Here is a 21,679-nt window from a genome sequence, read left to right as displayed (position 1 = left end):
ATCATCTATACCCAAGCATCTAACTCATGGGGCTGACACCAACAAACCCGAAAATCGAGTGAGTCGTTATACAAATGAGATGATGCTTTTGGATCAAAGACTGTTACGACTTTTGCTTCGATATAAGGACCATTCGTATCCAATTGCAATACCACGTGTAAATGACGGTACTTTCCTTTTTCGATTTTTTCGCATCCATGTACGACAATGGATTCATTATCCGTATTACAATCTACGGCAAATCCATCTGCAACTACTATTTCCAGCAACCTGCGTGTATTAATTGCACGTTCAACACATCGCTTAGTAGCGTGACTGGTGAAATTAAAATGAGTAGATACGTCGTCTTGGTCCAAAAATCTTTCCAGAAGGCTCTGACCTCGTTCTAAGTATTTATCTCGTCTTATTTTATTTAACTGACGGTATTTGACACAGCTTGAGTTCATGCAGAGCTCCCCTCTTATCGGGGAGTAGGAATGACTAGTCATTTGCAGGTCACCTCTCTCCCGATAAGCGGGTTATTGTATTGTTGTAAATTCCAGTTGCATTTGATCCGAACCAATGTCGGATCTTTTATTTTTCGATAAATCCTCTACTATGATATTCGTAGACGGAGCATGTACCTCAATTTGAAATTGTTTCTTTTTTTCAAGAAATGACGACTCATTAAAATCAAAAAAAGACATTTCTTTAATACTCGTGGTGTTTCCTTCTTCATCAATCCGGAAGTACTTTACCTTTTTCGTACGCAAACTAAGGCGCCATTCAATCCCACATTCAGGACAGTAGAAGACACGCCCTCCCATTTGCACCGGTTGACCATAGACTACATGTTTATCGGATTCCGGACAGCAACGAACCGAAATAAGCTTCGGTTTTTGCTGCAGTTCAAAATCCAAGGTCTTCTGGCGGGGATCGCTAAGAGTTTTCTTCTTTCTTCCCATTGTTGTTCCTCCTTAAAAAAAGGAAATCTCACGAAGAGACTCCCTTTTTTTGAATTCTGGACACAGCCAGGTATATATAATTTTTAGAATGGCAAGTCATCATCACTAACATCGATTGGCTTGCCATCTCCGTAATAAGGATCATTCATTTGATTCCGCCCATTGGAATAAGAAGTCCCGGTAGGTCCTCCAAATGGCCCTCCAGAAGGTCCAGCAGATGGTCCACCTGAAGATCCGTTTCTTCGTTCGGATTGGTTATTGCCTCGAGCTTGACTACTATTGCTAGAGTTGCCACGAGATCCAGAATGAGAGTTCTCATGATGCTCCGGATTTTTGTCTTGTTGAGCTTGATTAGATTCTAAGAAGCGCACGTTGTCGATGATAACCTCAGTGACATAGACGCGCTTACCTTCGTTGTTTTCATAATTACGTACCTGTATTCGTCCTTCAACTGCTACCAGACGTCCCTTTTTCAAATAATTGGCGCATGTCTCTGCGAGCTGTCTCCAGGCTACGATAGGGATGAAATCTGCCTCACGCTCACCATCATTACCTGTGTATTGACGATCAACGGCAAGCGTGAATTGACAGACAGCGACTCCTGCAGGGGTATAACGCAATTCAGGATCACGCGTAAGTCTACCGATTAATATAACTCTATTTAACATATTTTTGTCCTCCTTAATAAATTCACCCTAGGCACTTTGACCAGGAGATTCTTTTATTTCATTCAAATAAGATTCATAGCATGCCTCGACCCACTCACGCACACCCGATGCCCACTTCGGTGGTTTATCACCACTTCCGTACGCTTCAAAAGCATCAATGAGCAAATCGTGACCTATTTCCTGCGACATCTCTTTTATTTTTTTAATTGCCATGGGATAAGCATCTACCTTAATTCCATACATGAGATGGCCAAGTGCTTCTCTTTGTTTTTTCTTAAGAATCCTTTCCATACCGACCAGACCCAATCTAAGGACTGCTTCCGGTGCCCTGGTTCCAATTGCTGGAAAGAAGACGGCCAAGAATCAAATCCTATGAGTTTCAGCTGGGTTGTATATAGGCGTTCCGCTGGATGTTTGCGTGCACGGTTACGCTGGTAATTGGTTTCATTAATACCGGCTGATTCGCGCAGTTCTTTCAAAACCACTTCCCTAGACTTTTTCTCGAGAGTGGTAATGAAATCTAGCGTGCCTCCATTAAGATGGCAAATGAAGCAGCGAAATAGTCCCTTTTCTCGATTGAGTGTTAATTTGAACTTCCCTTTAGAGAGGGTATCCCCGCACCACGGACAAACAAAAAATGTTTGTTTCTCCGATAGGCTATCTCGTCGGACGTTCAAGTTTTTTGAGAGTGCATACTCAACAATATCAGGCAGTATGTTCGTTCCGGTTTGTTGATTCATCTTCGTTCACTCCTGCTTGAGGTATGGGGATTTGCCTCCATTCCTCCGACATTTTTACTTTTCGGTTAATCGAAATGACTGGCGCTGAATCAAGCTCCCGCTTCCACCAAAAAACATCTTTAAGGGTTTGAGCAGCAATTTCAGTGTGCCAGCATGATTTTCGGGTCCTACTTGCTGGGCATTCATGCCCAATTACAATTTGTCCATTTAGTAAGGATGCACCGGTTAAATACATTCCGTTTCCAGAAGATGACGGCAATGAAACGATGATAGAAGTTTGGCCGCTAAGTGTGAACAATGCAGCTGCTATTCGATTTTTATTAACCATGATTTTGAACCACGTTCACCATCCGTGTAATAATCCATTCTTTGGATGGACGTTGCTCGAAAGTCATATTGTATGGTTTTCTAATTTCAAAATCATCACTATCAATGAATTCCAAAATTTCATCAACAGCAAGCGCTTCAAACTCATTGCCGTTATCGACCTGTTTTAAATGGATACGGTAGTATGGAACACCAATACGGTCGAATGTTTCTGCTGTGAGATTTAATATCCTACAGCAAAAATAGCCTTCCTCGGCTTCTTGAGTGCGTTGTTGGCGTTGGACATCGTTACGAGTCTGACGATCTCGTAAACCGCTGTTTCCTGATTTACCTGTATCTCCCGCTGTGTCAGAGACCGAACTAGGTTTATCTTCTACAGCTTGGTCGGGTCTGTGCACACGCTCTTTTGACTCGAGCGGAGCGTGATCAATTCCCTTAGAACGGGTTGATTCTTGCTGTTTTTGAGAAGATCTTGATTTTTTCATTTCTTCATCGTAACTACGCGCAAGTAAAATTTCTTCGGCACTGGCTATGCCAGTTCCAAGGAGTCCATACCCCATAAATCCAAGAGCTCTTCCGACCGCATTGGTTTCGACATTTTGAATATCACTTCCGCTCCCACTCCAGTTTTTATTTGCTGCCCACATAGAGTGGCCTGTCGTGGTTCCATACATTTCGGAGGATATGGTACAGACAATGGTGTTTCCCTTGGCTTCAGAAACGATGTCCAGTCTTTTTTTCATTTCTCTATGCTCTTCACGAGCCCAAATGACACGGCCATCAACACCGAGGTAAGGTTCCTGTATTAATACAAAGGTTCCTTTTTCGTTATGTCCCATTTGGTGAGCTCTTGCGTTCTCATCCAGAGGCACATGTTGTGTAGTAAGAATGCGTTCCTTTGGAATTAACGCTAAGTAACCATGGTACTTTTCTGGAACCTGAGTTCGGGCACTTTCATACTTTTTCTGAGTTTCTGAAAGATACACTTTTGCCATTTCTACTAAATAAGATGGGGTTTGTTCATTTTCCATCCTGGTGTCCTCCTCGAAACATTTTTATCTATGTAAACCGATTCTCTCTAGAATAGAGAAGATCCGGACATTTCCTATTTATAATAAAAAAAAGCCAAGATCCCTTGATAGGGTCTTGGCTTTTTGTGTATCATTCCATGGAATGATGATTATTAAAATATTCGTTGTCAATTACAAGCAGATCACTAGCAGTATAGTCTATCATCGTACGCTCACGAAATTTTCGTCTTCGTCAGCAATGAAAGGTTACTTACTACTTATGTTGTCTTCGTCCTGTCGGTAAGTTACGGGATCCGAGAGTTCGTACACAACTTCATCAACGTTTTCCTAGCCTGTGGTAAATTACCCGATACACAAGCGAGTCCTTTTCGTCTCAATAATTCAGGTTATCTTCGTTTGCTAAAACGTTCATAACACAATTGGACGCCAAAGTTGATGCATATAAAAAATATACTTTTATTATATAGGCATCACTTTTGAATTTCAAGAACTAAACCTTCATTTCGTATAATATTATCAAATAATGTAATAAAAAACCGTTTCGATTAACTCGAAACGGTTTAGAAATCTAGCTATCTGAAGCCGGAAGTAATGGATGATCATTTTCATTCCGAACACTATTCGCATCAGTCTCGACACGTATCTCAAAATGAGCGATGTATTCCTCTTCCCATCCTTCTTTCCCTGCTTTCCAAAAACAATGTGCCAGACTCTCTTTAAGCAAGTTATGATCCGTGGTTACGCGGAAAAAGTCTGACTGCTTCTTCAACTCTAAGAACATATTTGCATCTGGCCAATCGGGAACAACTATAAATGTTCTCATTTTTTCTTCCATTACCTTTAGATGCTTATAAACACGATCACGCTGGAACTTATCACGTAATACGGCCACCCGAAATTGCATGTCCTGTATATAGAATACACCATCGAATGGATCGGGAAATTCCTCTAGCGTGGTGTTTGGATCCGTTTGATAGAATCGAAGAAACATTTGTGCAACCACAAGTCGCCGAAGCACACCAGATACATTGCTGCGTGCCCCCTTTGGCAGTGTCATTAAAGCACGCATTGGATTAGAAAGGGTATAAAAGGATATATACCGACTATTACTGAAGGCTACGAGTTGATGTTGGACCAGATATCCTTTATCACAAAGCGCATCTACATTCTTCTTTCCCTTTCGGAGATTTCCGGGGTTGAGAATCAATGCGAGTTGATTTTTAGTAGCCCATTGCAGAGACTTCAGAACCTCTAATACCTTTTTCTGTCCTGTGTTTAAGAAACGAACCGGGAGAGCTGTATTCTCTGGTGGTTGATGCCCCCATTTTAAAATATAATCATTCCCGTTATTGCTGAATGGCGATACATCATAAGACATTCCTTTGGTTCACCTCTCTTTCCTGTATTTCGCCCAGTTATGTGTCCATAGGATCTTATGCTAATCCTTACAGCTTGGCTTTGATCTGCCCAGTCATTCGTTTGGTTTCTGTTAGAACCTCACGAATTCGTACCTTTACTTTATCGCCCTTCCGAACTTTTCCCACATTAGGTGCAGGATGCGTGCAGAGTACGTCTACACCAGCCTCGAGATTTACAAATACCCCATAAGCTACAATTCCCGACACTTTACCGCCATACTGGTTGTTTTTTGCGTAACGTCGTGTGCAATCCGGCCAAGGGTTAGTGTACAATGCTTTGGCACTTACCTTCAGCGTACGTTTTTCTTTGTTGACCTCCAAAACTTTAACTTCAATATCGTCTCCCTTGACGTACAAATCGCGGAGATCATCGATCCATTGGTAGGAGACCTCGTCTACGGCGAGCTCAACGTCTAAAGCTCCAACATCCAGGCGCAGAGAACGTGTATTAACTCGGGTTACGGATCCTACTACGATCGTACCTTCACTCACCATATCGAGCGTAAGGCCTTGAAGGTGGTCTTTCGCCTCTTTAACGGAGGCTACAAATGTTGCTGCTTCCTTGTCTAGACCAAGAACTTTAAAATATATTTCCTGCCCTACAGCATCTTTAAGGTATTGGGTTTTTTCAAACCCCGTTTCTTCGAATGGGATAATTCCTTTGATATGACCGATGTAGACTATAGCGCAGAGCTTATCACCGATAGTTTCTGTGGTGCGAAGTTCTGCCCTTAAGATACTTCTATTTTGGCGGGCGCTATAAACGAGTTGCCACTGCTGAGACTCTCTTTCTTCCTGGATTTCTTTTTCGCTGCGATTGACTATACGGACAAGAACATCTGTTTCGTTAAGAACGGTTGTTTTCATATAAATTCCTCCTGAAATGAGATTATGATTTGCTACTAAATTTACCCCAGAACGCATTCTCCCCTGTGCCAGGCTTTGCCTGTGATGGTTGATGCGGGGATGCTTGTTTAGAAGGAGCGGGTTGTACTTTTTGTTCTGAATTCACATTAATGTCTGGCAATCGTTTAGGCTGTGAAGCACTGTTAACTGTTTGAAAATTCACACGTGGATTGTTCTGCTTTTTCTGGTCTCCCGAAGGTGCTTGAGAGCTTCTGGATGGCGGTCCGTATGGTCGGCTGATATAAGGAGGCTCGGGTGGTAAAGGAGGCAGCCATGACTCATCAGGGACGTTACGGTTCTCTTCTTCTTTTTGAGTCGTTGAAGAAATTGATTTTCCATGTGATCGATCATTGAAAGGCACCTGCAAGTCTGAATCAGCTGGTGGCAAATCCTCAGTTGGTAAGTCAAAAGTTATAATGAATCCTTTATGTTTCACCTCTGAAACATCCTGATCTGTCTCAGTTCTGGTTGCTTGTAAAGTCTCTTCTACATTCTCGCCAGCAGGAATCAAGTTCACTTCTGCAGGTACTTTGTTTTTATTACCTTTAATCTTATTACGAATCCACTTAATTGCTGAGTGAATATTCTCTTTCCCTTGTTCAGCTGCATCTTGTGCAAACCGCATACGATCGTTCCATCGTTCATTACGATCTTGAATATCGTACTTAAAGTCTTCCCAGGTATATTCTCTTGCAACTGGAGATTGAATATTAGACATTACTTTTAAATACATAAGCATAATTACTATACAGAACAGAAATGCAATAGCAGCTAGTAACCGAGGTACGATTGATTCACTATCCGGACGAAGACGTTCCATTGCACGCGTTAAAAAACTTCCAACCATCCAATCTACAGAGAAGACACATGCCATTAACGAGAGATACCCTACTCGCTTGCGAAAGTAGTAGCTGACCAGATGGCCTGTAGCTGCAAAAAGCCAAACAATGAAAGGAATTCCAAATCCTGATGGCGCAAGATTAAGATACATCATTAAGCAACCGAAAATTGATATAAAAAAGAAAACTGGATTATATAAGCGTGTTAAGAGCGGGATGTATTTATCAAGATATTTCACTTCATTAACTCAGTCCCCCTTGTTCCTGAATTTCAATTCGGAAGTCCTCTCCTCCAGCTTGAAGCGCTTGAATAATACTGACCCATAGTCCAATACCGGCTCGTAGCTCCTCTTTGAGCGACTTGATTAATATTTCTTGGCTCGAAGTTGATAAGCTAGCGCAACGTGTCGCCAAATCATCATCGTCTGTAAACTCTACCAACTGCTGCAATGGTTGAATAAGGCAACCGTTTGATTCCAATCGGATTCCTCCTTCCTGGTAAATAAAAAGGCGTACATAAGCGAATGAGGATTATTCCACATTGCTTCTATGCACGCCGATGTTTCGGTAGTGTAAGAAAAAGTATTCAGCTAGACGAGGGAGATAGGAGTTGAACCTACACTAGCAACTCTCAACGAATTGCTGTTCTACTTTAAACTACACCCTCTGAGCTCTACAGATTTCCATATAGGATTACACCTATTTGAAAATATATATTCACATTATAATTATATCGATTGCCTGATTTTCTGTCAACGAATAAATACAGTTTTGTAAACTATCTTGATGAATAATCCTTTACAAGGATAGATAGTTGATGTTCGAATCCATCAATTTCTGCAGTACCTTTAAAGTCAATTTGTTGATTAACGACTAGCTGTTCAATTTTTTCAATATCCTCTGGTGTGTGTGCGAAAATTTTAATCCTTCCTTCGCCAGATTGATCAGAAACGAGAAGGTTCCCTATTTTCTTTCCCGTTATTCGCATGTTGATGATATTTATTTCAGTGATGGTAGCTTTTTTAATATGCATAAAACGACTTCTTTTGATTTCATTTAACCGATTATAAGTAGTCATATGACCCTCCCTTAGTACTGAGCAGTTTGCCGGCTCAGTTCTCTTTGGATAAGCTGGATTTTAAGTGTCGTTTTCTCTCTAACGTCTGGGTTTTGTAGTAACATACGATAAGATATCGGATCAAATCTGCGTAAGGCGTTTTCAGCAATACGTTTGCCAAAAACCAAGTCTAGCGCATCGGATGCCATACCTTTAGACCATGTATGGTCAAATGGAATAGAATGTTTTATTAGCTGTTTACGTTGCCCTTCTGACATGGGAGTTCGTCTCCAAAATGCTTCTTTTAAGAATAAATTTCGTTGCAGCGATTTTAAAAAGGTTTCAGCTACCCCCTGAGCGTACTCGAGATCCAATGGCTCATGATACAACGGATATAACTTATTATCTGAATGCTCGAATAGAGCCCACCATTCATGAGTACTTTCTTTTAGAAGAAAACAAGCTCTTTTATCACCTAAACCAATATAGTAAGAATTTTCACTTGCCTTTACCCAGCTGAAGATGGTTTTATCAGTAAATAAGCTGACTTCATATGCCATTTGCCCTTGAACTCGATGGGTTTCTTCTTTACGTTTCTGAAATGAGATTACGGATTCATCGTCCTGAAGGTCCAGCTGAGTTTGTGTCACACTATCCGACTCAGGCTTTTCGATTGGAGGGAATAGTTTAGATAGCGTCATAAGGGAATTAGTTTCTGTTACTCCTACAATGTCTAGGATCAGACAATTGGTTTTATCCGGATGTAGTCTTGTTCCCCTACCTACAGACTGAATATATAGACTCTCACTTTTGGTTGGTCTTGCCATGATGATACAGCTGACACTAGGTTCGTCAAATCCTTCCGTTAACATCATGCAGTTCACGATGACCCGGTATTCATTTCTTTCAAAACTTGATAGAATGCGTCGGCGCTCTTCATCGTTAAGAGATCCGTCAATGCCAGCTGCCAGAATTCCATGACTACGTAAAGACTCTGCGATCTGATACGTTTGTTTCACACTGGCCGCAAATACGATCGTCTTCCTTCCTTCCGCATGTTCAATATAAGCATCTACTACAGTTTGTATGGCGCTTTCTTGAGACATGACTTCACCGAGTTCCATCTGATTGAAATCGCCAGCAACGATCTTGAGACTTCCCAAATCCAAGGATTCAGCGACAACTCTTTTTGCCTTAATATCACACAAATAACCAGAGACAATCATTTCAATTAACGATTTTTCATAGACTACTTCTTGAAATATATCACCTAGACCTATCTTGTCTGCTCTATTTGGGGTTGCGGTTATTCCCAGGAGAGGAGGACCGTCGGGATCAAAACATCCTAGGCTTGTCAGAATACTTTTTGATCCCTTTGAACCACAATGATGAGCCTCGTCATAAATGACAAGTCCGGGGTCTACTATCTTCCTACCTCGGACTAAGGTTTGTGTGGAAGCTACGATAATTTCTGCATTTTGATGATTTGCCTGCCCTTTTACTTTGCCAACCTGTACGCCATTCCAAACCAAATTCATTTTTTTTGAGGTTTGCTGGAGAAGTTCTTCCCGATGTGCGATAAATACAATGGGCTTTTCGTTCATAACATTCTGGTAAAATCGCTTTGATATATCGGCAGCTACAACGGTTTTTCCTCCGCCGGTAGGCAATACAATGAGTTGACGCTTGATACCTTCATGCAGCTTCCTGAAAAATGAGTCTGATGCCTCCTGTTGATAATCCCGCAAAGCTATCCCCATGATCATGTTCTCCTTTCATATTGTAATGGTAGATTTAAAAATGAAAAGATAGAAATTAAACAGAATTATTAACCTCCATTTGATCTAGCAAATACCTAATAGCTTGCAACTCATAAAGCGACAAAGCAATTCCTTTTTTTCTGCCATAGTCTTCAATAAAATCATAGAGTTCATGATAAGCTAAGGCATTTTTCCCTTCTTGGATTAGAGACTTGCAATGGAGAAAACAATGAATTTGACGAAGTGAGAACATATCGTTTCCCCTTATGTGAAATTCACAGTCAGTGTAGAATTCGATTTTTAGAGGGTCATAATGTACATCAGACAGATTTAATTCGATTAGTATCTCCTTTTTTTTCTGTTCAAGAGCTGACCTTTCTTCATTCATGCAGGCTAAATAGCTTGAGTCATTTCTATGTGCTTCTAGAAACAACTCTCGATTCGTCACTCTTTTATTAAAAAATATGAATCTCACCACACACCTCCTGGATTACTTTTTTATAAAATGTTTAGAATGTTTGTTATATACAAAAAAAGCGTCCGAACACTTCCATATTAAAAATGGAAAGTGTTTCAAACGCCTTATTTTAAGGTGGTTTGGTTTTATGAATTGCATATTCCTACACTATTAGTATACATGGATACCATTTTCGTTGAAAAGTACACTTATGTATACTTTTCAGCGAAAATGACCTGTTATTTAACTATAGTTCCGTAAGTTACATTAGGTTCTTTAATGTTATATACAGAATTGAACAGATTGATATCTTTTAAGACAGTTTGTATTTCATTGAGCGTTATTCCAAAGCTCATGTCATCACCAAATCCAAAGATAATACTAGCTACTTGACCTTTAGAATTAATGACTGGACCTCCTGAATTCCCGTGATATATTAGTTTGTCAAACAGATCGGTTGATAAAAATACTCCCTTAGTTGAATCTGGGATGTTCGTTACTTCTATTGGAAGTACTGGTGAATCTATTTTTTTAGTGGATAATACATCCCAAGTCTTAAGGGTACTTCCATTAAAGAGATTGAAGTTTGTTTCCTTCTTTTCCTCTTCCGGCTGTAGAATGTTATTAGGCACCACTGGATTACCGATAACGGTAACGGAATCACCTTTTTGAAGTGGTTCCGAGCTAAATTCAAAATATGAATGATTCACTTCATTCGTCGACAATACAGCAATGTCCTTGTCAGGGTAGGCTTTTACCAAAGTGGCCGTATTGTATTTACCAGGTGGTTTTTTTCCATCTTTATAATCTTGGTATTGGATAGTTTTTTTCTTACCTGTTCCAGATATTACGTGATAGTTTGTTAGTATGTATCCACCTTTAATGAAGAATCCAGTTCCACCATTCTCCTCTTTTTTATTATGTTTGTAGCCATCTGACTCAATAATAATCTCATCATAAGTGATAATGGTATTGATTCTGGTTACATTATATTTCCATGATTCTATCATCTGGGCTGAAGGAGCGGTTTGAATGGTTGATGTTAGAGATTCTTCTGCTTCTGTTACTGCCGTACTAGCTGTTCCCATAATAAACATAGTTGTTAATAGAATTTTTTTTAGCATTTTTAACATCTCCTATTTTCTAATATAAGGTATTCAAGAGTATTATTCCCTCGCTCTTAATTCATTGTAGTATGACTATTGAAAAAGAAAAGCCCCGGAGGGCTTTTCTGGTTTGTCGAGAAGTATTTCTATATTATAAATTTCATAGTGCAAAAAAATCACTATCACCAGGATCATCATTAGGATCAATATTATATCGGTTTCTCATTTCATCAAGTTCTTCGGAAAAGTCTGGGTCGCCCCAGCGAATCCGACTTGTATATTTACTTTCTTGATAGTACCAAATTTTATCAATGATGGCCGGATCGAGATAGTCTGAAATTACTAAAGCTTTATCCGGATTAAGCCGGCGAACTTCATCAGGAGTCATCGCAGCCCGCTCTGCAAAGGATTGCATCTTTTGTTTTGGCATAAATGAGAAAAAGCTCCTTGTAATATTCTCCTGAGCGATTGTTGCCGTTCCGCAAAAGCTTGAGGCATACTCACAGGAAACAAGTGATAATCCTGAAAGAAATACCTTAGTCTTTAGATTATTTAACAGATTGTTGGCCTTATCTTCTCCATACTTCTGATTGAGTTGTTCAACTCCCTGAAGCCCTATTGCAAGTCCCATACGACGTGAACGAGCAGTTGCAGCGACTGTATCAATTATTGGTACTATTCCGATATTAGCGAACTCATCCAGAAGGAAGAGAACTGGAAATCCATCAATGATATCCTGCAGTCGCTGAAGTAGCTGCTGATATATGACGGCCATAAGTGGTGCAGCATATAATGACTTTGTTTCTGGGACTGAAACAAAAAGAACAACTGGTTTTTGATTAGTTCCATCTAACCCATGGCGCAAAAATGAAGGATGCAGGTCATTTCGCTCAGCGAATTTTACGATCTTATCATCCATAAAAAGCTGCATATTCGTTGCAATGGTAACCTTAATACTAGCTAGTATTTTTTCGGAGCCAGCTGCTTGTTTAAAAAGATTAAATTCCCGTCGTGCAATCTCCACTTGATCGAAGACCGCTTCCATTTCTTCCATATCGAGATAAAGGATTTTCTCCATCGCTTTTCCGATTTTTGGACACCCTGGTTCCATCTTTTTTTCGTACAAAAATGCAGCAACCAGAAGGGGGAGTGACATATTAAGCCAAGTAGCATCTCCCCCTCCTTTCCCTTGCATCTCAAACGCCAGTCCACCGTTCATGAGAATGAGCTGTGCTATTTCCTTGATTTCCGCATAATCTTTTGCAACTGCAAGCATGTTATAACCAGGATAAAATCGTTCAAACGGAGCTAATCGTATTGTATCAAAACCACGTGCCCTCAAGTCCGCTCCTGTCTTCCAGTACAATTCGCCTTTTGGATCTGTCACTACTGCAGACACGCCTAATGGTAATTCCATCAAATTTGGTATAAAAAATGTGGCCGATTTACCAGAACCTGTTGGTCCTATCAATCCTAGATGTTCGTATGACTTTAGAAGGCTCATTACTGCACCTTTACCGAGAACAAAACCTCCTTTGCCTAGGACTGGCCTTAATGCGCGCTTGTCCTGAATAAGGGACGAGCCCTTATTATTTTTATTTAAGAATCTGGTCGCTCCCATAATTCCCCTCCTAATAGCAGACAAAAAAGGCGTTTGAACACAAAGCTCAGATATTTACTGAGCTTTATGATCAAACGCCTTTTTCGGGTAGCCTGATTTTGTATTTATTTGGTTACAGATAAGTATATACAAACCAGAAAGAAATGAATAGTACACTTATGTGTACTTAATTATCTAATAATGCACGAAACCACCTTATTGCCGGCTGCCTATTTCACTGAGAATCTCCACGTCCAAATCATGTATCTAGTAGTGAATGGATATCCTGCAGGTCTTTAGATCAGCGAATGGTAATTCGCGGCTGTAAGTAATCCTCTATATATGCATAGGATGGAAGCAGGTAATATACTCATTTCATTACTGCTTATTATCCTTCATCATTAGCTTCTGCATTAATAGATTTTCTTTTGAAAATATTTTTGGACAATTCAACAGTTTCAAGAAGAACAATAAGTGCGATTAGCATAATACCCATATTAACCCAAGGGACGGGACTACCAATAAGCTTTGAAAGTATAACTACACAGATTAAATAGGCAAAATAATTCTTTGAATAGAAATGTAATTTATCTTTGATCCATGATTTCTTCATCCCTATCACTCCCTCCTTAACCTTAATGAAGACCGATTTTTGGAATCAGGTAATACCCAGTCTCAGGTGAGGACTGTATCGGTTGCAACTGTTCGGCTAAACGGAATTCAGTGGATTGCCAGTCAGGACGTGTTCGTAAGATTGAGAAAAGATCATTTGAGAAGTCGGGTGTCTCATTCGAATTTGGATCAGTGTACACAACCCACTGTTCTACAAGCATACCCTTATCCAGAAAATTAAAAAGAACAATATCTGTTCTGTCCGGACCTGCAAATTTCAGGTCGTGTTCATGAGAATGGAATGTGCAATATACTACCCGCTTATCATCGAAACTACTCCCCATATAGACAGGTGTTTGAATTATGATTTTTTCCATTATAAACCCTGCAGCGTTGAATACAGGCTGACCACATTTTTCTCCTGATGAAAAGACATACTCTGCACGTACATTGTTCTTCAAGCATGCTTTGGCTTGTGAGCGCCAAATTTGGTACATGCGTGCATAACCGGTTCCCTTTTCCTTAGAAGTGAATTTCTCAGCTTCTGCCGTTTTGAGAAACTCGCTAAATGTAAAATAGGGGATCCCCATCTCCTGCATTGGTATGAGTTGCAGCTGCATATCTATTTCTTTAAATGCACGAGCGTGGGATCTGAATTCAACATTTGGTTCATGTTCAAGTATATTTCGAAGTTGTTTTCGAACTTCTATCTTTTCTTTTGAACGAAGGCTGGCCATCAATAAAAACTCATCATATTCCCAGAATTGTAGCATTGGAGGAACTAATTTTGTCAAATACTCTTTGTTCTTGGATAGTACGATAAACCGGAGGTCTGCCAGTTCTGACAGATCAGCCATATCCAAGCTGAGATTTGTCTGTACTTCGTAAATTTTGCACAACTTCGGGCTAAATACAAGAGTAATGGTCGTCGTTCGGCTATTTATCAAATTGTACTCAACAGATACTACCTTAATTTCCTCAGCTTCGGTTATTTCGTTATAACGAATATTATAACAATCAAGGTGCTGATATATTTTCATGATCTATTCTCCTCTGAATATTATCAGAAGTGAAGATCACCACGAATTATTTTGTATGTGTGTAGAGAACGCAACACAATGTGTTCTCTTCCCCTTTGGGGCATTGAGCAGTTAAGTCATTTTTCGGGCTAGCTTTCATCTTCTATACAAAAAAACTATTTTTGATTCTGTAGAGTTTTTAATATATTCCATGCCTTAGCAAAAACACGCTCTACTTCATCTGTTTCTGAAGAAGTCATTAATGGGTTTTTAAAGTTTTGAAAAAAGTCAAAACAATCGTGAAGCTCGTAAAGAACTTCTGCCATTGCTGGAGCAGCGGCAAACAAATGCGCCAAACGTTGTGCATCTGAATAAGATTGTTGAGTTGAAACTGGCAAGACAGCTACTTGAAATGATTTATCGGGTACTGCTGCTTCATGTGTGTTTTGAAACGTTTCTGCATCAGTTTCAACTAACTTTCGAATGATCGTGTGATTGTCCGGATCGACGGATAATTTAATGGTAGGGATAATGGTGCTCATAGTGTTCCTCCTAAAATGAGTTTTGCCACTTGAATAGTATTACTTAGTGGTCTGGAAAATAGCATACATCCATCTTATAAAAACACAACTTTTTTACGCCAAAAAGTTGTGAATATCACTCCAGGTTGTAGCTACCATTAGGAGAACGAGTACAATACTACCTGCTAAGTTTATAAGACTCTCTTTACTAGATTCCATCGGCTTACGACGTATAGCTTCCAGTATGAGAAAAAATATACGTCCCCCATCTAGTGCCGGAAACGGAAGAAGATTAAATATCGCTAAGTACATATTTATTATACTTACCCATACCAAAAAGGCTTTAAGACCTTTTTCTTTGACCGTGTAATAACTCTCCATAATTAAACCCGCAGGACCAATAGTTTTATGCTGAATATCATCCCCGATAACCGTTCTTTTGAATCCGTTAATGAATAGGGATTCATGTGAATAGGTTTCTTTTATACCATTTTTTAGAGAATAGGCTGAGCTACTTCCTTCTTGAGATGTAATATTTGTATGTGACTCTAATTTATCCTGTTTAATGACCACCGTCGATTTTTCAGACATACCAATAGAAAAAAGTATTCCTAATACAATAAAAAAAGAAAATACAAGATTTGCTAATGGTCCTGCTGCAAAAATGCAAATCCGCTGTGAGATGGTTTTGCTTTGAAATAACACATGATCTGGTAGTAGTGGATAACGCGAATTTCTAGCTGTTACTATCGACGCACTTGGTAGAAACTTTAAAGTATATTCATCTGTTTGACCAGGTGACCTAAAAGTGACGTTCCCTTCTTTAGGATCAACTTTAATGAGATTAACAGGATATGAATTTTTATTTTGCACTTCATAAATATTACTGAGCATCCCGTTAGTATGATGTATGTAAACTGTTTTATTGTACCAATAGGACCAATCATCTCTCCCAGCCATTCGTAGAAATCCGCCAATAGGTAAAATCCTGAATGAATAGTATGTGTTTCTAAAATTGAAACCATAAAGTTTAGGCCCCATACCTACCGAAAACTCGTGACAATATACCCCTGCTCTTTTTGCGAGGATCAGATGTCCAAGCTCATGTAAGGTAACCATACTAAGAAAAAGAAAAATAACAGCGATTACTTCAATCATGATTCACCCTCTATTCTTTAATCGGTTAAATAGGTTGGAAGATTTATTGATTTATGAATTTTAAAGGTCTGGCGGATGATGTTCTTTATCGGATGAATTAAATTCTACCTAATAAATGTTAATGCTGTTAATGATGAAAATTGACTCCCATAATACAACTCCATAAATAAACTCCATAATCAAATACAATAAATGAATACAATAAAACAATACCATTAGGACATTTATGAAACTGCATTTAATCTATGTATGACAAGGGTTTGCGCAACAAGTGTTTTTTTTATTAGAACGAATTCGAACAAAGTTCCATTAAAGAAAATTTGAATTCATATTTAAGTGATGATTAACCACCTTAGTTATTTATGTATTCAATTCATTATAATCTCTATTAAGAATTTAAAAGCATGAATTAAGATAGTAAAACCAAAAGAACACAAGCAAAAAAACATTATCCACAACCTTAGAAGGCAAAAAAAAGAGTAGAAATACATTACCTGCTTGTAAATTGAAGATAATCAGTGATTTTCTAATTTCATTGGATGAAGATAAGAGTGAGATTGTTGATTTTACATGAACTAAAAAGTAAAATTGCAGCACAAATAACCATACCCCCCATACTAAAAAATCAATAAAGGTACTATGGCATTACTTGTTTGAAATGTGACATCAAATATCCACCCAATTCTCTCATATACCGAGTAGCTGATGAGAAGAACCTATCATTTTGTACAATTTCATCTTTAAATGTGTGCCCAGTTACACATCGATCTAGCCACAATGTTTCGATTTTTCGAAGTTTTTGAAGTTGTATTTTTCTTAGCTCCGTAAAAGCATCAAGTAGTGAATAAGAAGTCTTATTAGACTCGATAGACGTTTTTTCGCTTTGTTTCTCAGTTTCATATTCTATCCGGTTCGTATATTCTTCATAAGTTTCAGTTAAAAATTCTGCGACTTCACGTTCAGCTATTCCTTCTGCCGTCTTCCGGAAATACGCACTTAAAGAATTAAGTGTCGTGGTGTCCTCAGACGCTCCGATCCAGGTCGCTTGTTCAACCCCTTCAGGAACAATATGTGAAAGGTTTCCATCTAGTGCCATCTGACCATATGCCTGGTGAATATCTACATATAGTAAATTACCGAAAGTTGTATCATTTTTGAGTAGAACTAATGTATGGGAGATGATGTGGGAGGCAAGTTCATAACCAAGCTGACGATAATAGTATTCCATTACCTTAGCTAGGGCTTCTAGTCTAGGCTTGGTGATAGCTCCAACATGGTAAGAATGCTTTTGAAGAGCATTACAAATCCAAAGCACATTTCCCTCACTCTCATGTACCCCTAACTCAAGCATTTCTGGTCGAATTCCATATACCTGAACCATTGGTTCTGATTTAGTTGAAATGTGTTTTAGTGATTTAACAATTTTAAGATCTAAAAAAGCAGAGGCTTCTTCTATAACCTTCTTCATTTCACCAATACTACGTATATTAAATAAACCAGTAGTTCTTTCATAATCACTATTATTGAGTATCATATTTCGAAGAGTACAAGTATATACTTTTAGCCCTCTATGCATTTGACAGAGTACATCTAGTACAAAACGCTGTGCTCGAACACTAACACGTTTGAATGCATCAGATGATAGGAATTTATAATGTTTTAGATAATAGTCTTTGTTTTTATCAGCCTTTGAATAATCAACCGATTTAAAGTCTATATATTTCTCCGGATTAGCATATAACTTATCGTTCCGATAAAACAGAACATTCTGTGTCACAGCTTCAGCGATTGCTCTCTTGGCTGCTAGCCGTCCAACACCAAGTTTTTCAGCTATTTCCTTTACATCTACTGGGATTTCACCGTCATAAGCAGCCAAATCACCAACAAGGCATTTTAATCTTAATAATGTTGGAGTATCGTACTGGGTTTCTGCAGCTGTAAATAAAGAAGTGGAGGCTTTCATGACGCATCCTTTCTGACGCGCACGGGGAAAAAAGGCAGTAAAAAAGAAGGGAACCACTTGGATTAAAAACATAAGTATGATATTATTTGTATAACTAATGTTTTTCCTTGTGATCCTGCCATTGTCACATTTTCATCGAGGGCTAAGTTTGGAGACTGCCGACCTCTTTGGAAATGCCCCGGGCTAGGGTCTTTTTTTATTTATCTATCTAATCTAAAAACACCAAAAACGGCCACACACGCATTATCGCATGTGTGACCGCATCCTGAATAAGGTACGTTAGCACTTTGCCAGAAAATGATATCACGACCCTTAAAGGGACACTACTTCATTCGGCTGACAGGTTAGCGATTTTGCGTCGTAAAAACTAAAACTTTTTCACAGCCTGCCTAAAAACCATTTGAAATTGTCCCATTCCTATTTTATAATAAGGGTATCAATTTCATATGCGATTTTTGCGGATCCTCCTTGTTGGTAGCAAGGGGGATTTTTGCTGTTAAAAAAGAAAATTTCAAAGTGAAAATGGTAGAATTACTTCGACTATAAAACTGATAATATTACATCGTTCTTTATATTTCTATTTAGAGATAATTTTACTCCAAGATTTCTCATTTGTATATCACAACTTATTTTTGTTTGTGAATTTTGTCTGACTGAAAATATGTATGTCGCTTTTGAGTTAAATAAGAAATCAATTATAGAATGGATAATTCCCCACTCGTTACATATTGTTATATATCTAAAAGTCAGTGTCATCTTCAGAAAATTGAACATCATCAGCCAACCATTCTCCTGGTTCCTGCTCGATAAAAGAAACGCGTGCTGTTACAGAACGATCGAAATGTTCATTGGCATCAATACCTTTTTCTTTAAGGTGAACTAACAATACAGCAGATTTTCCTTCTATTTTCAGATCATCTATAGTAGACGTAATCTCATATGGTTCTATTACAATTCTTCGGCCAGCAATAATCGTTTTTGTGCGTTTTGCATTTTCTTTTAAAGCGGTTTGGTAACCCTTAGTAAAGTAACTTAGATCGCCATATCCTGGATACTCTGTATCTTTATACGTGACTGACCGATAGTTCTTAATTAAGGGTGGACCTAAACTCAGAAGAATGTCTTCTTCCTCTTTTATTTTTATAGGGCTTTGAGATGGAACCAAAGTTGCAACTGGTTCTATCTGATTATTTACCTTTTGGGCTTCTTGAATCCCATCTTCTTGTGATGTGGCCGATGGATAGCTTGTCCCTAGCTGGTTTTGAATTAATTCTTTTTGATTGTCTACAGTGGCTTTATCGAGTTCACCAGCAAAAGGACCTTTCAACTGGCATCCTGTCAAGATGACAGTTAAACAGGTAGCTGCTGCCGCATAAGGAAATACTTTTTTCAGCCTCAATTTGTTTCACCTCTTCACCGCAATACTATCAAAAAATACATTAATCTCTCTTTGATATTGTAAACAATGGTATACAGAAAGTCAAACGATTTTAAAACAGTATTCAATGTAATGCTCCGGACAAGCTGCTTACAAGTACATTAATATACTACATTTCGAACTAATCAAACGTATTCTTTTGAATCATTCCCTCCATTGATTGAACATATCGCATGTATTCCTGATGGGATCACGCATTTAACCGTACCCCTTAAAATCAAAATCCGGTATGCATTTATTCCTTGAAGCTTCAGAATAGATTTTTTTCGGGGATGTAATCTATCAATTTCAATGGCCAATGTAATCCCATCTTTATGTGCGACTATATCAACTCGACCCTTTTTTCCATCACCACGATCGTTAATGAATAATTCATTTTTACAGCTCCAACCTTTTTTCTTTAAAAAACTCGTAATTTTGGTCTGCGTTTCTTTTGCATTTAATGTCGGGTTTAGAGGGGGGGCATTTTCAAAAAGAAATTGAATCTGTAAAGGTAACGGGTTCTGAATAGAATTTAAAACAAACATTTAAGTTCCCCCTCGGATTCATCTTAGATGAGTATATAACATTGTTGGAAGAGGTGAAAATGTCGAATAAATGGAATTAAATGGGAGGGTGGTAACGCTTTATACCATGATTTTGTTCTTTTAATTCGTTACTACATGGAATTTAAATTCTATGTAGTATTACAAAAAGACATCATTACGACTCTCCGGCCGCTACGCTACCTTCGAGTCTAAAAAAAAGCCCCCCTCCCCCTTAATCCCCCTCCCCCCAGTCCTTCAAACCGTCAACGCTCCGATTTTAATATTAGATTCATGCTCCAAGATAAGGCTGCAGCGGTCAGCAACTATCGCTTCTCCGGACTTAGATAGCCTGGTATGGCACCCCTGAGGTTAAGCCACCGGCATTGATTCGCTTAGCAGACCCCAGACTTTCACCTCTTGGTTATTAGATACGCAGCACACATCATTAATTACCTATATGATCGCCTCACATTCAGTAATCATGACGCTTAGTTCTTTTGATAAATCTCGCTCAAAGTATGGATTGAGTTTATTTCCCTCTGCATCCTTAAATACTCTTACTAATGGACGTTGAGGATAATTGTGATCATTTCCAACTACAACTGCTGCTTCATTAGTATTTAGAATAACGGTGACTCCAATCGGATATAACGCTACAGATGCGTGAAATGCTTCTATCACTCTTTTATCAAATTGTGTATGACACCCCGCCCAAATGATCTCTATAGCATCATGTGGAAGCATAGCATTCCTATACACTCTATGTGAGGTTAATGCATCAAAAACATCAGCAACAGCCAAGATACGGCCAAATAGATGGATTTCATCACCTTTTAATCCACGCGGATAACCAGTACCATCCAGCTTTTCGTGATGTTGATATGCACAATGTGCAATGATAGAAGATACTTCGGGTTCTTTTCGAAGAAACTCAAAACCGTATTCGGTATGACGTTTCATTATTTCAAATTCAGCTTCTTCTAATGCCCCCTTCTTGCTGAGTATGTATTGAGGAATGAATAGTTTGCCGATATCATGGAGTAATGCCCCTACCCCAAGATTTTGTAACTGTTTATACGTTAAACCCATCTTTATACCCATAGCAACTGCATAGAGAGTTACATTTAATGAGTGCGTAAATAAACATGTATCTTTAACATTAATCTGAATTAGTAAATTCAATAGCTGTTTTTTTTGACGAAATTCAGCAAGTATCATATCAAATACTTGCTGAATTTCTTTAACCATAAGTCCACGCGTCAGAGTCTTTGATTTATGATTGCCTTCTCTAATAGCACTAAAAGTGTTCTCTATCGTCCGAATTGCTTCTACACGCTTCTGATAAGGAATGTCATCTTCAATAACAATCCCATCAGTGACATAATCCCCGTTAATATATATTGTGTTAATATTTAAAATTTCTAGTCTTTCTATTAATGCATTCGTAAGCTTGGTACTTTCACTTAAAAGCATGTTTCCACGATCATTAAATATCGGTTGGGCCAAAATCATTCCAGGCTCACACCGATTCAAACCTAATAATCTCATTCTCAAATCCCCATTCTAATTGCTTTGATCTTTAACTGAA

At 38.7% G+C, this 21,679-nt stretch carries 23 protein-coding genes and 1 tRNA gene; all 24 read right to left on the bottom strand.

Annotated elements, in window-relative coordinates:
* Positions 1 to 5: 5 nt before the first annotated feature.
* Entirely contained in the window at positions 6 to 446 is a 441-nt protein-coding gene (locus M2444_RS22830; protein WP_094875942.1) for a hypothetical protein, read from the bottom strand.
* Between the two features lie 72 nt (positions 447 to 518).
* Positions 519 to 944, bottom strand: coding sequence for a hypothetical protein (locus M2444_RS22825; RefSeq protein WP_280788130.1), 426 nt, complete (start codon positions 942 to 944; stop codon positions 519 to 521).
* An 83-nt stretch (positions 945 to 1,027) separates the two neighbouring features.
* Positions 1,028 to 1,612: a single-stranded DNA-binding protein gene (locus M2444_RS22820; protein ID WP_280788129.1), complete on the bottom strand. Its 585-nt coding sequence runs from the start codon at positions 1,610 to 1,612 to the stop codon at positions 1,028 to 1,030.
* 27 nt (positions 1,613 to 1,639) lie between these two features.
* Complete coding sequence (locus tag M2444_RS22815) at positions 1,640 to 1,972, bottom strand: hypothetical protein (RefSeq protein ID WP_280788128.1); 333 nt, start codon at positions 1,970 to 1,972, stop codon at positions 1,640 to 1,642.
* Between the two features lie 345 nt (positions 1,973 to 2,317).
* A complete protein-coding gene (locus M2444_RS22810; protein ID WP_280788127.1) occupies positions 2,318 to 2,680 on the bottom strand; it encodes a hypothetical protein in 363 nt (120 codons plus the stop codon).
* Complete coding sequence (locus tag M2444_RS22805; protein ID WP_280788126.1) at positions 2,673 to 3,710, bottom strand: hypothetical protein; 1,038 nt, start codon at positions 3,708 to 3,710, stop codon at positions 2,673 to 2,675. The genes M2444_RS22810 and M2444_RS22805 overlap by 8 nt, the downstream gene beginning before the upstream one ends.
* Before the next feature lie 568 nt (positions 3,711 to 4,278).
* A complete protein-coding gene (locus M2444_RS22800; protein WP_280788125.1) occupies positions 4,279 to 5,088 on the bottom strand; it encodes a hypothetical protein in 810 nt (269 codons plus the stop codon).
* A 67-nt stretch (positions 5,089 to 5,155) separates the two neighbouring features.
* Complete coding sequence (locus tag M2444_RS22795) at positions 5,156 to 5,995, bottom strand: S1 RNA-binding domain-containing protein (RefSeq protein ID WP_094875935.1); 840 nt, start codon at positions 5,993 to 5,995, stop codon at positions 5,156 to 5,158.
* A gap of 22 nt (positions 5,996 to 6,017) precedes the next feature.
* The gene (locus M2444_RS22790; RefSeq protein ID WP_280788124.1) at positions 6,018 to 7,112 is read right to left on the bottom strand and encodes a hypothetical protein; all 1,095 of its coding nucleotides are present in this window, start codon (positions 7,110 to 7,112) and stop codon (positions 6,018 to 6,020) included.
* 4 nt (positions 7,113 to 7,116) lie between these two features.
* Positions 7,117 to 7,353, bottom strand: a complete 237-nt coding sequence (locus tag M2444_RS22785) for a hypothetical protein (protein WP_094875933.1) — start codon at positions 7,351 to 7,353, stop codon at positions 7,117 to 7,119.
* A gap of 115 nt (positions 7,354 to 7,468) precedes the next feature.
* Positions 7,469 to 7,540 (bottom strand) — tRNA-Ser (locus tag M2444_RS22780).
* Between the two features lie 111 nt (positions 7,541 to 7,651).
* Positions 7,652 to 7,951, bottom strand: coding sequence for a hypothetical protein (locus tag M2444_RS22775; protein ID WP_280788123.1), 300 nt, complete (start codon positions 7,949 to 7,951; stop codon positions 7,652 to 7,654).
* Between the two features lie 11 nt (positions 7,952 to 7,962).
* Entirely contained in the window at positions 7,963 to 9,690 is a 1,728-nt protein-coding gene (locus M2444_RS22770; RefSeq protein ID WP_280788122.1) for a DEAD/DEAH box helicase, read from the bottom strand.
* Between the two features lie 55 nt (positions 9,691 to 9,745).
* The gene (locus M2444_RS22765) at positions 9,746 to 10,165 is read right to left on the bottom strand and encodes a hypothetical protein (RefSeq protein WP_280788121.1); all 420 of its coding nucleotides are present in this window, start codon (positions 10,163 to 10,165) and stop codon (positions 9,746 to 9,748) included.
* Between the two features lie 221 nt (positions 10,166 to 10,386).
* Positions 10,387 to 11,271 (bottom strand): serine protease, encoded by an 885-nt coding sequence (locus tag M2444_RS22760; protein ID WP_280788120.1) that lies wholly within the window; start codon positions 11,269 to 11,271, stop codon positions 10,387 to 10,389.
* Positions 11,272 to 11,413: 142 nt separating this feature from the next.
* The gene (locus tag M2444_RS22755) at positions 11,414 to 12,874 is read right to left on the bottom strand and encodes a type IV secretory system conjugative DNA transfer family protein (RefSeq protein ID WP_280788119.1); all 1,461 of its coding nucleotides are present in this window, start codon (positions 12,872 to 12,874) and stop codon (positions 11,414 to 11,416) included.
* 367 nt (positions 12,875 to 13,241) lie between these two features.
* Positions 13,242 to 13,466 carry a hypothetical protein gene (locus M2444_RS22750; RefSeq protein WP_280788118.1) on the bottom strand — a complete coding sequence of 75 codons (225 nt, stop codon included), beginning with the start codon at positions 13,464 to 13,466 and terminating at the stop codon, positions 13,242 to 13,244.
* Positions 13,467 to 13,488: 22 nt separating this feature from the next.
* Complete coding sequence (locus tag M2444_RS22745) at positions 13,489 to 14,505, bottom strand: hypothetical protein (RefSeq protein ID WP_280788117.1); 1,017 nt, start codon at positions 14,503 to 14,505, stop codon at positions 13,489 to 13,491.
* Between the two features lie 155 nt (positions 14,506 to 14,660).
* Positions 14,661 to 15,026 carry a hypothetical protein gene (locus M2444_RS22740; protein ID WP_094875925.1) on the bottom strand — a complete coding sequence of 122 codons (366 nt, stop codon included), beginning with the start codon at positions 15,024 to 15,026 and terminating at the stop codon, positions 14,661 to 14,663.
* A gap of 93 nt (positions 15,027 to 15,119) precedes the next feature.
* Entirely contained in the window at positions 15,120 to 16,163 is a 1,044-nt protein-coding gene (locus M2444_RS22735) for a site-2 protease family protein (RefSeq protein WP_280788116.1), read from the bottom strand.
* A 637-nt stretch (positions 16,164 to 16,800) separates the two neighbouring features.
* Positions 16,801 to 18,126 carry a hypothetical protein gene (locus M2444_RS22730; protein ID WP_280788115.1) on the bottom strand — a complete coding sequence of 442 codons (1,326 nt, stop codon included), beginning with the start codon at positions 18,124 to 18,126 and terminating at the stop codon, positions 16,801 to 16,803.
* A 739-nt stretch (positions 18,127 to 18,865) separates the two neighbouring features.
* The gene (locus tag M2444_RS22725; protein ID WP_280788114.1) at positions 18,866 to 19,525 is read right to left on the bottom strand and encodes a hypothetical protein; all 660 of its coding nucleotides are present in this window, start codon (positions 19,523 to 19,525) and stop codon (positions 18,866 to 18,868) included.
* Between the two features lie 164 nt (positions 19,526 to 19,689).
* Positions 19,690 to 20,091 (bottom strand): hypothetical protein, encoded by a 402-nt coding sequence (locus M2444_RS22720; RefSeq protein WP_280788113.1) that lies wholly within the window; start codon positions 20,089 to 20,091, stop codon positions 19,690 to 19,692.
* A gap of 453 nt (positions 20,092 to 20,544) precedes the next feature.
* Entirely contained in the window at positions 20,545 to 21,639 is a 1,095-nt protein-coding gene (locus M2444_RS22715; RefSeq protein WP_094875920.1) for an HD-GYP domain-containing protein, read from the bottom strand.
* Positions 21,640 to 21,679 lie beyond the last annotated feature (40 nt).

The sequence above is a fragment of the Paenibacillus sp. PastF-3 genome, assembly GCF_029893135.1.
Lineage (GTDB): Bacteria > Bacillota > Bacilli > Paenibacillales > Paenibacillaceae > Paenibacillus_AQ > Paenibacillus_AQ nitricinens.
The sequence above is the reverse complement of the archived record's forward strand: the minus strand, read 5'-3'. Positions and strand labels throughout refer to the sequence as shown.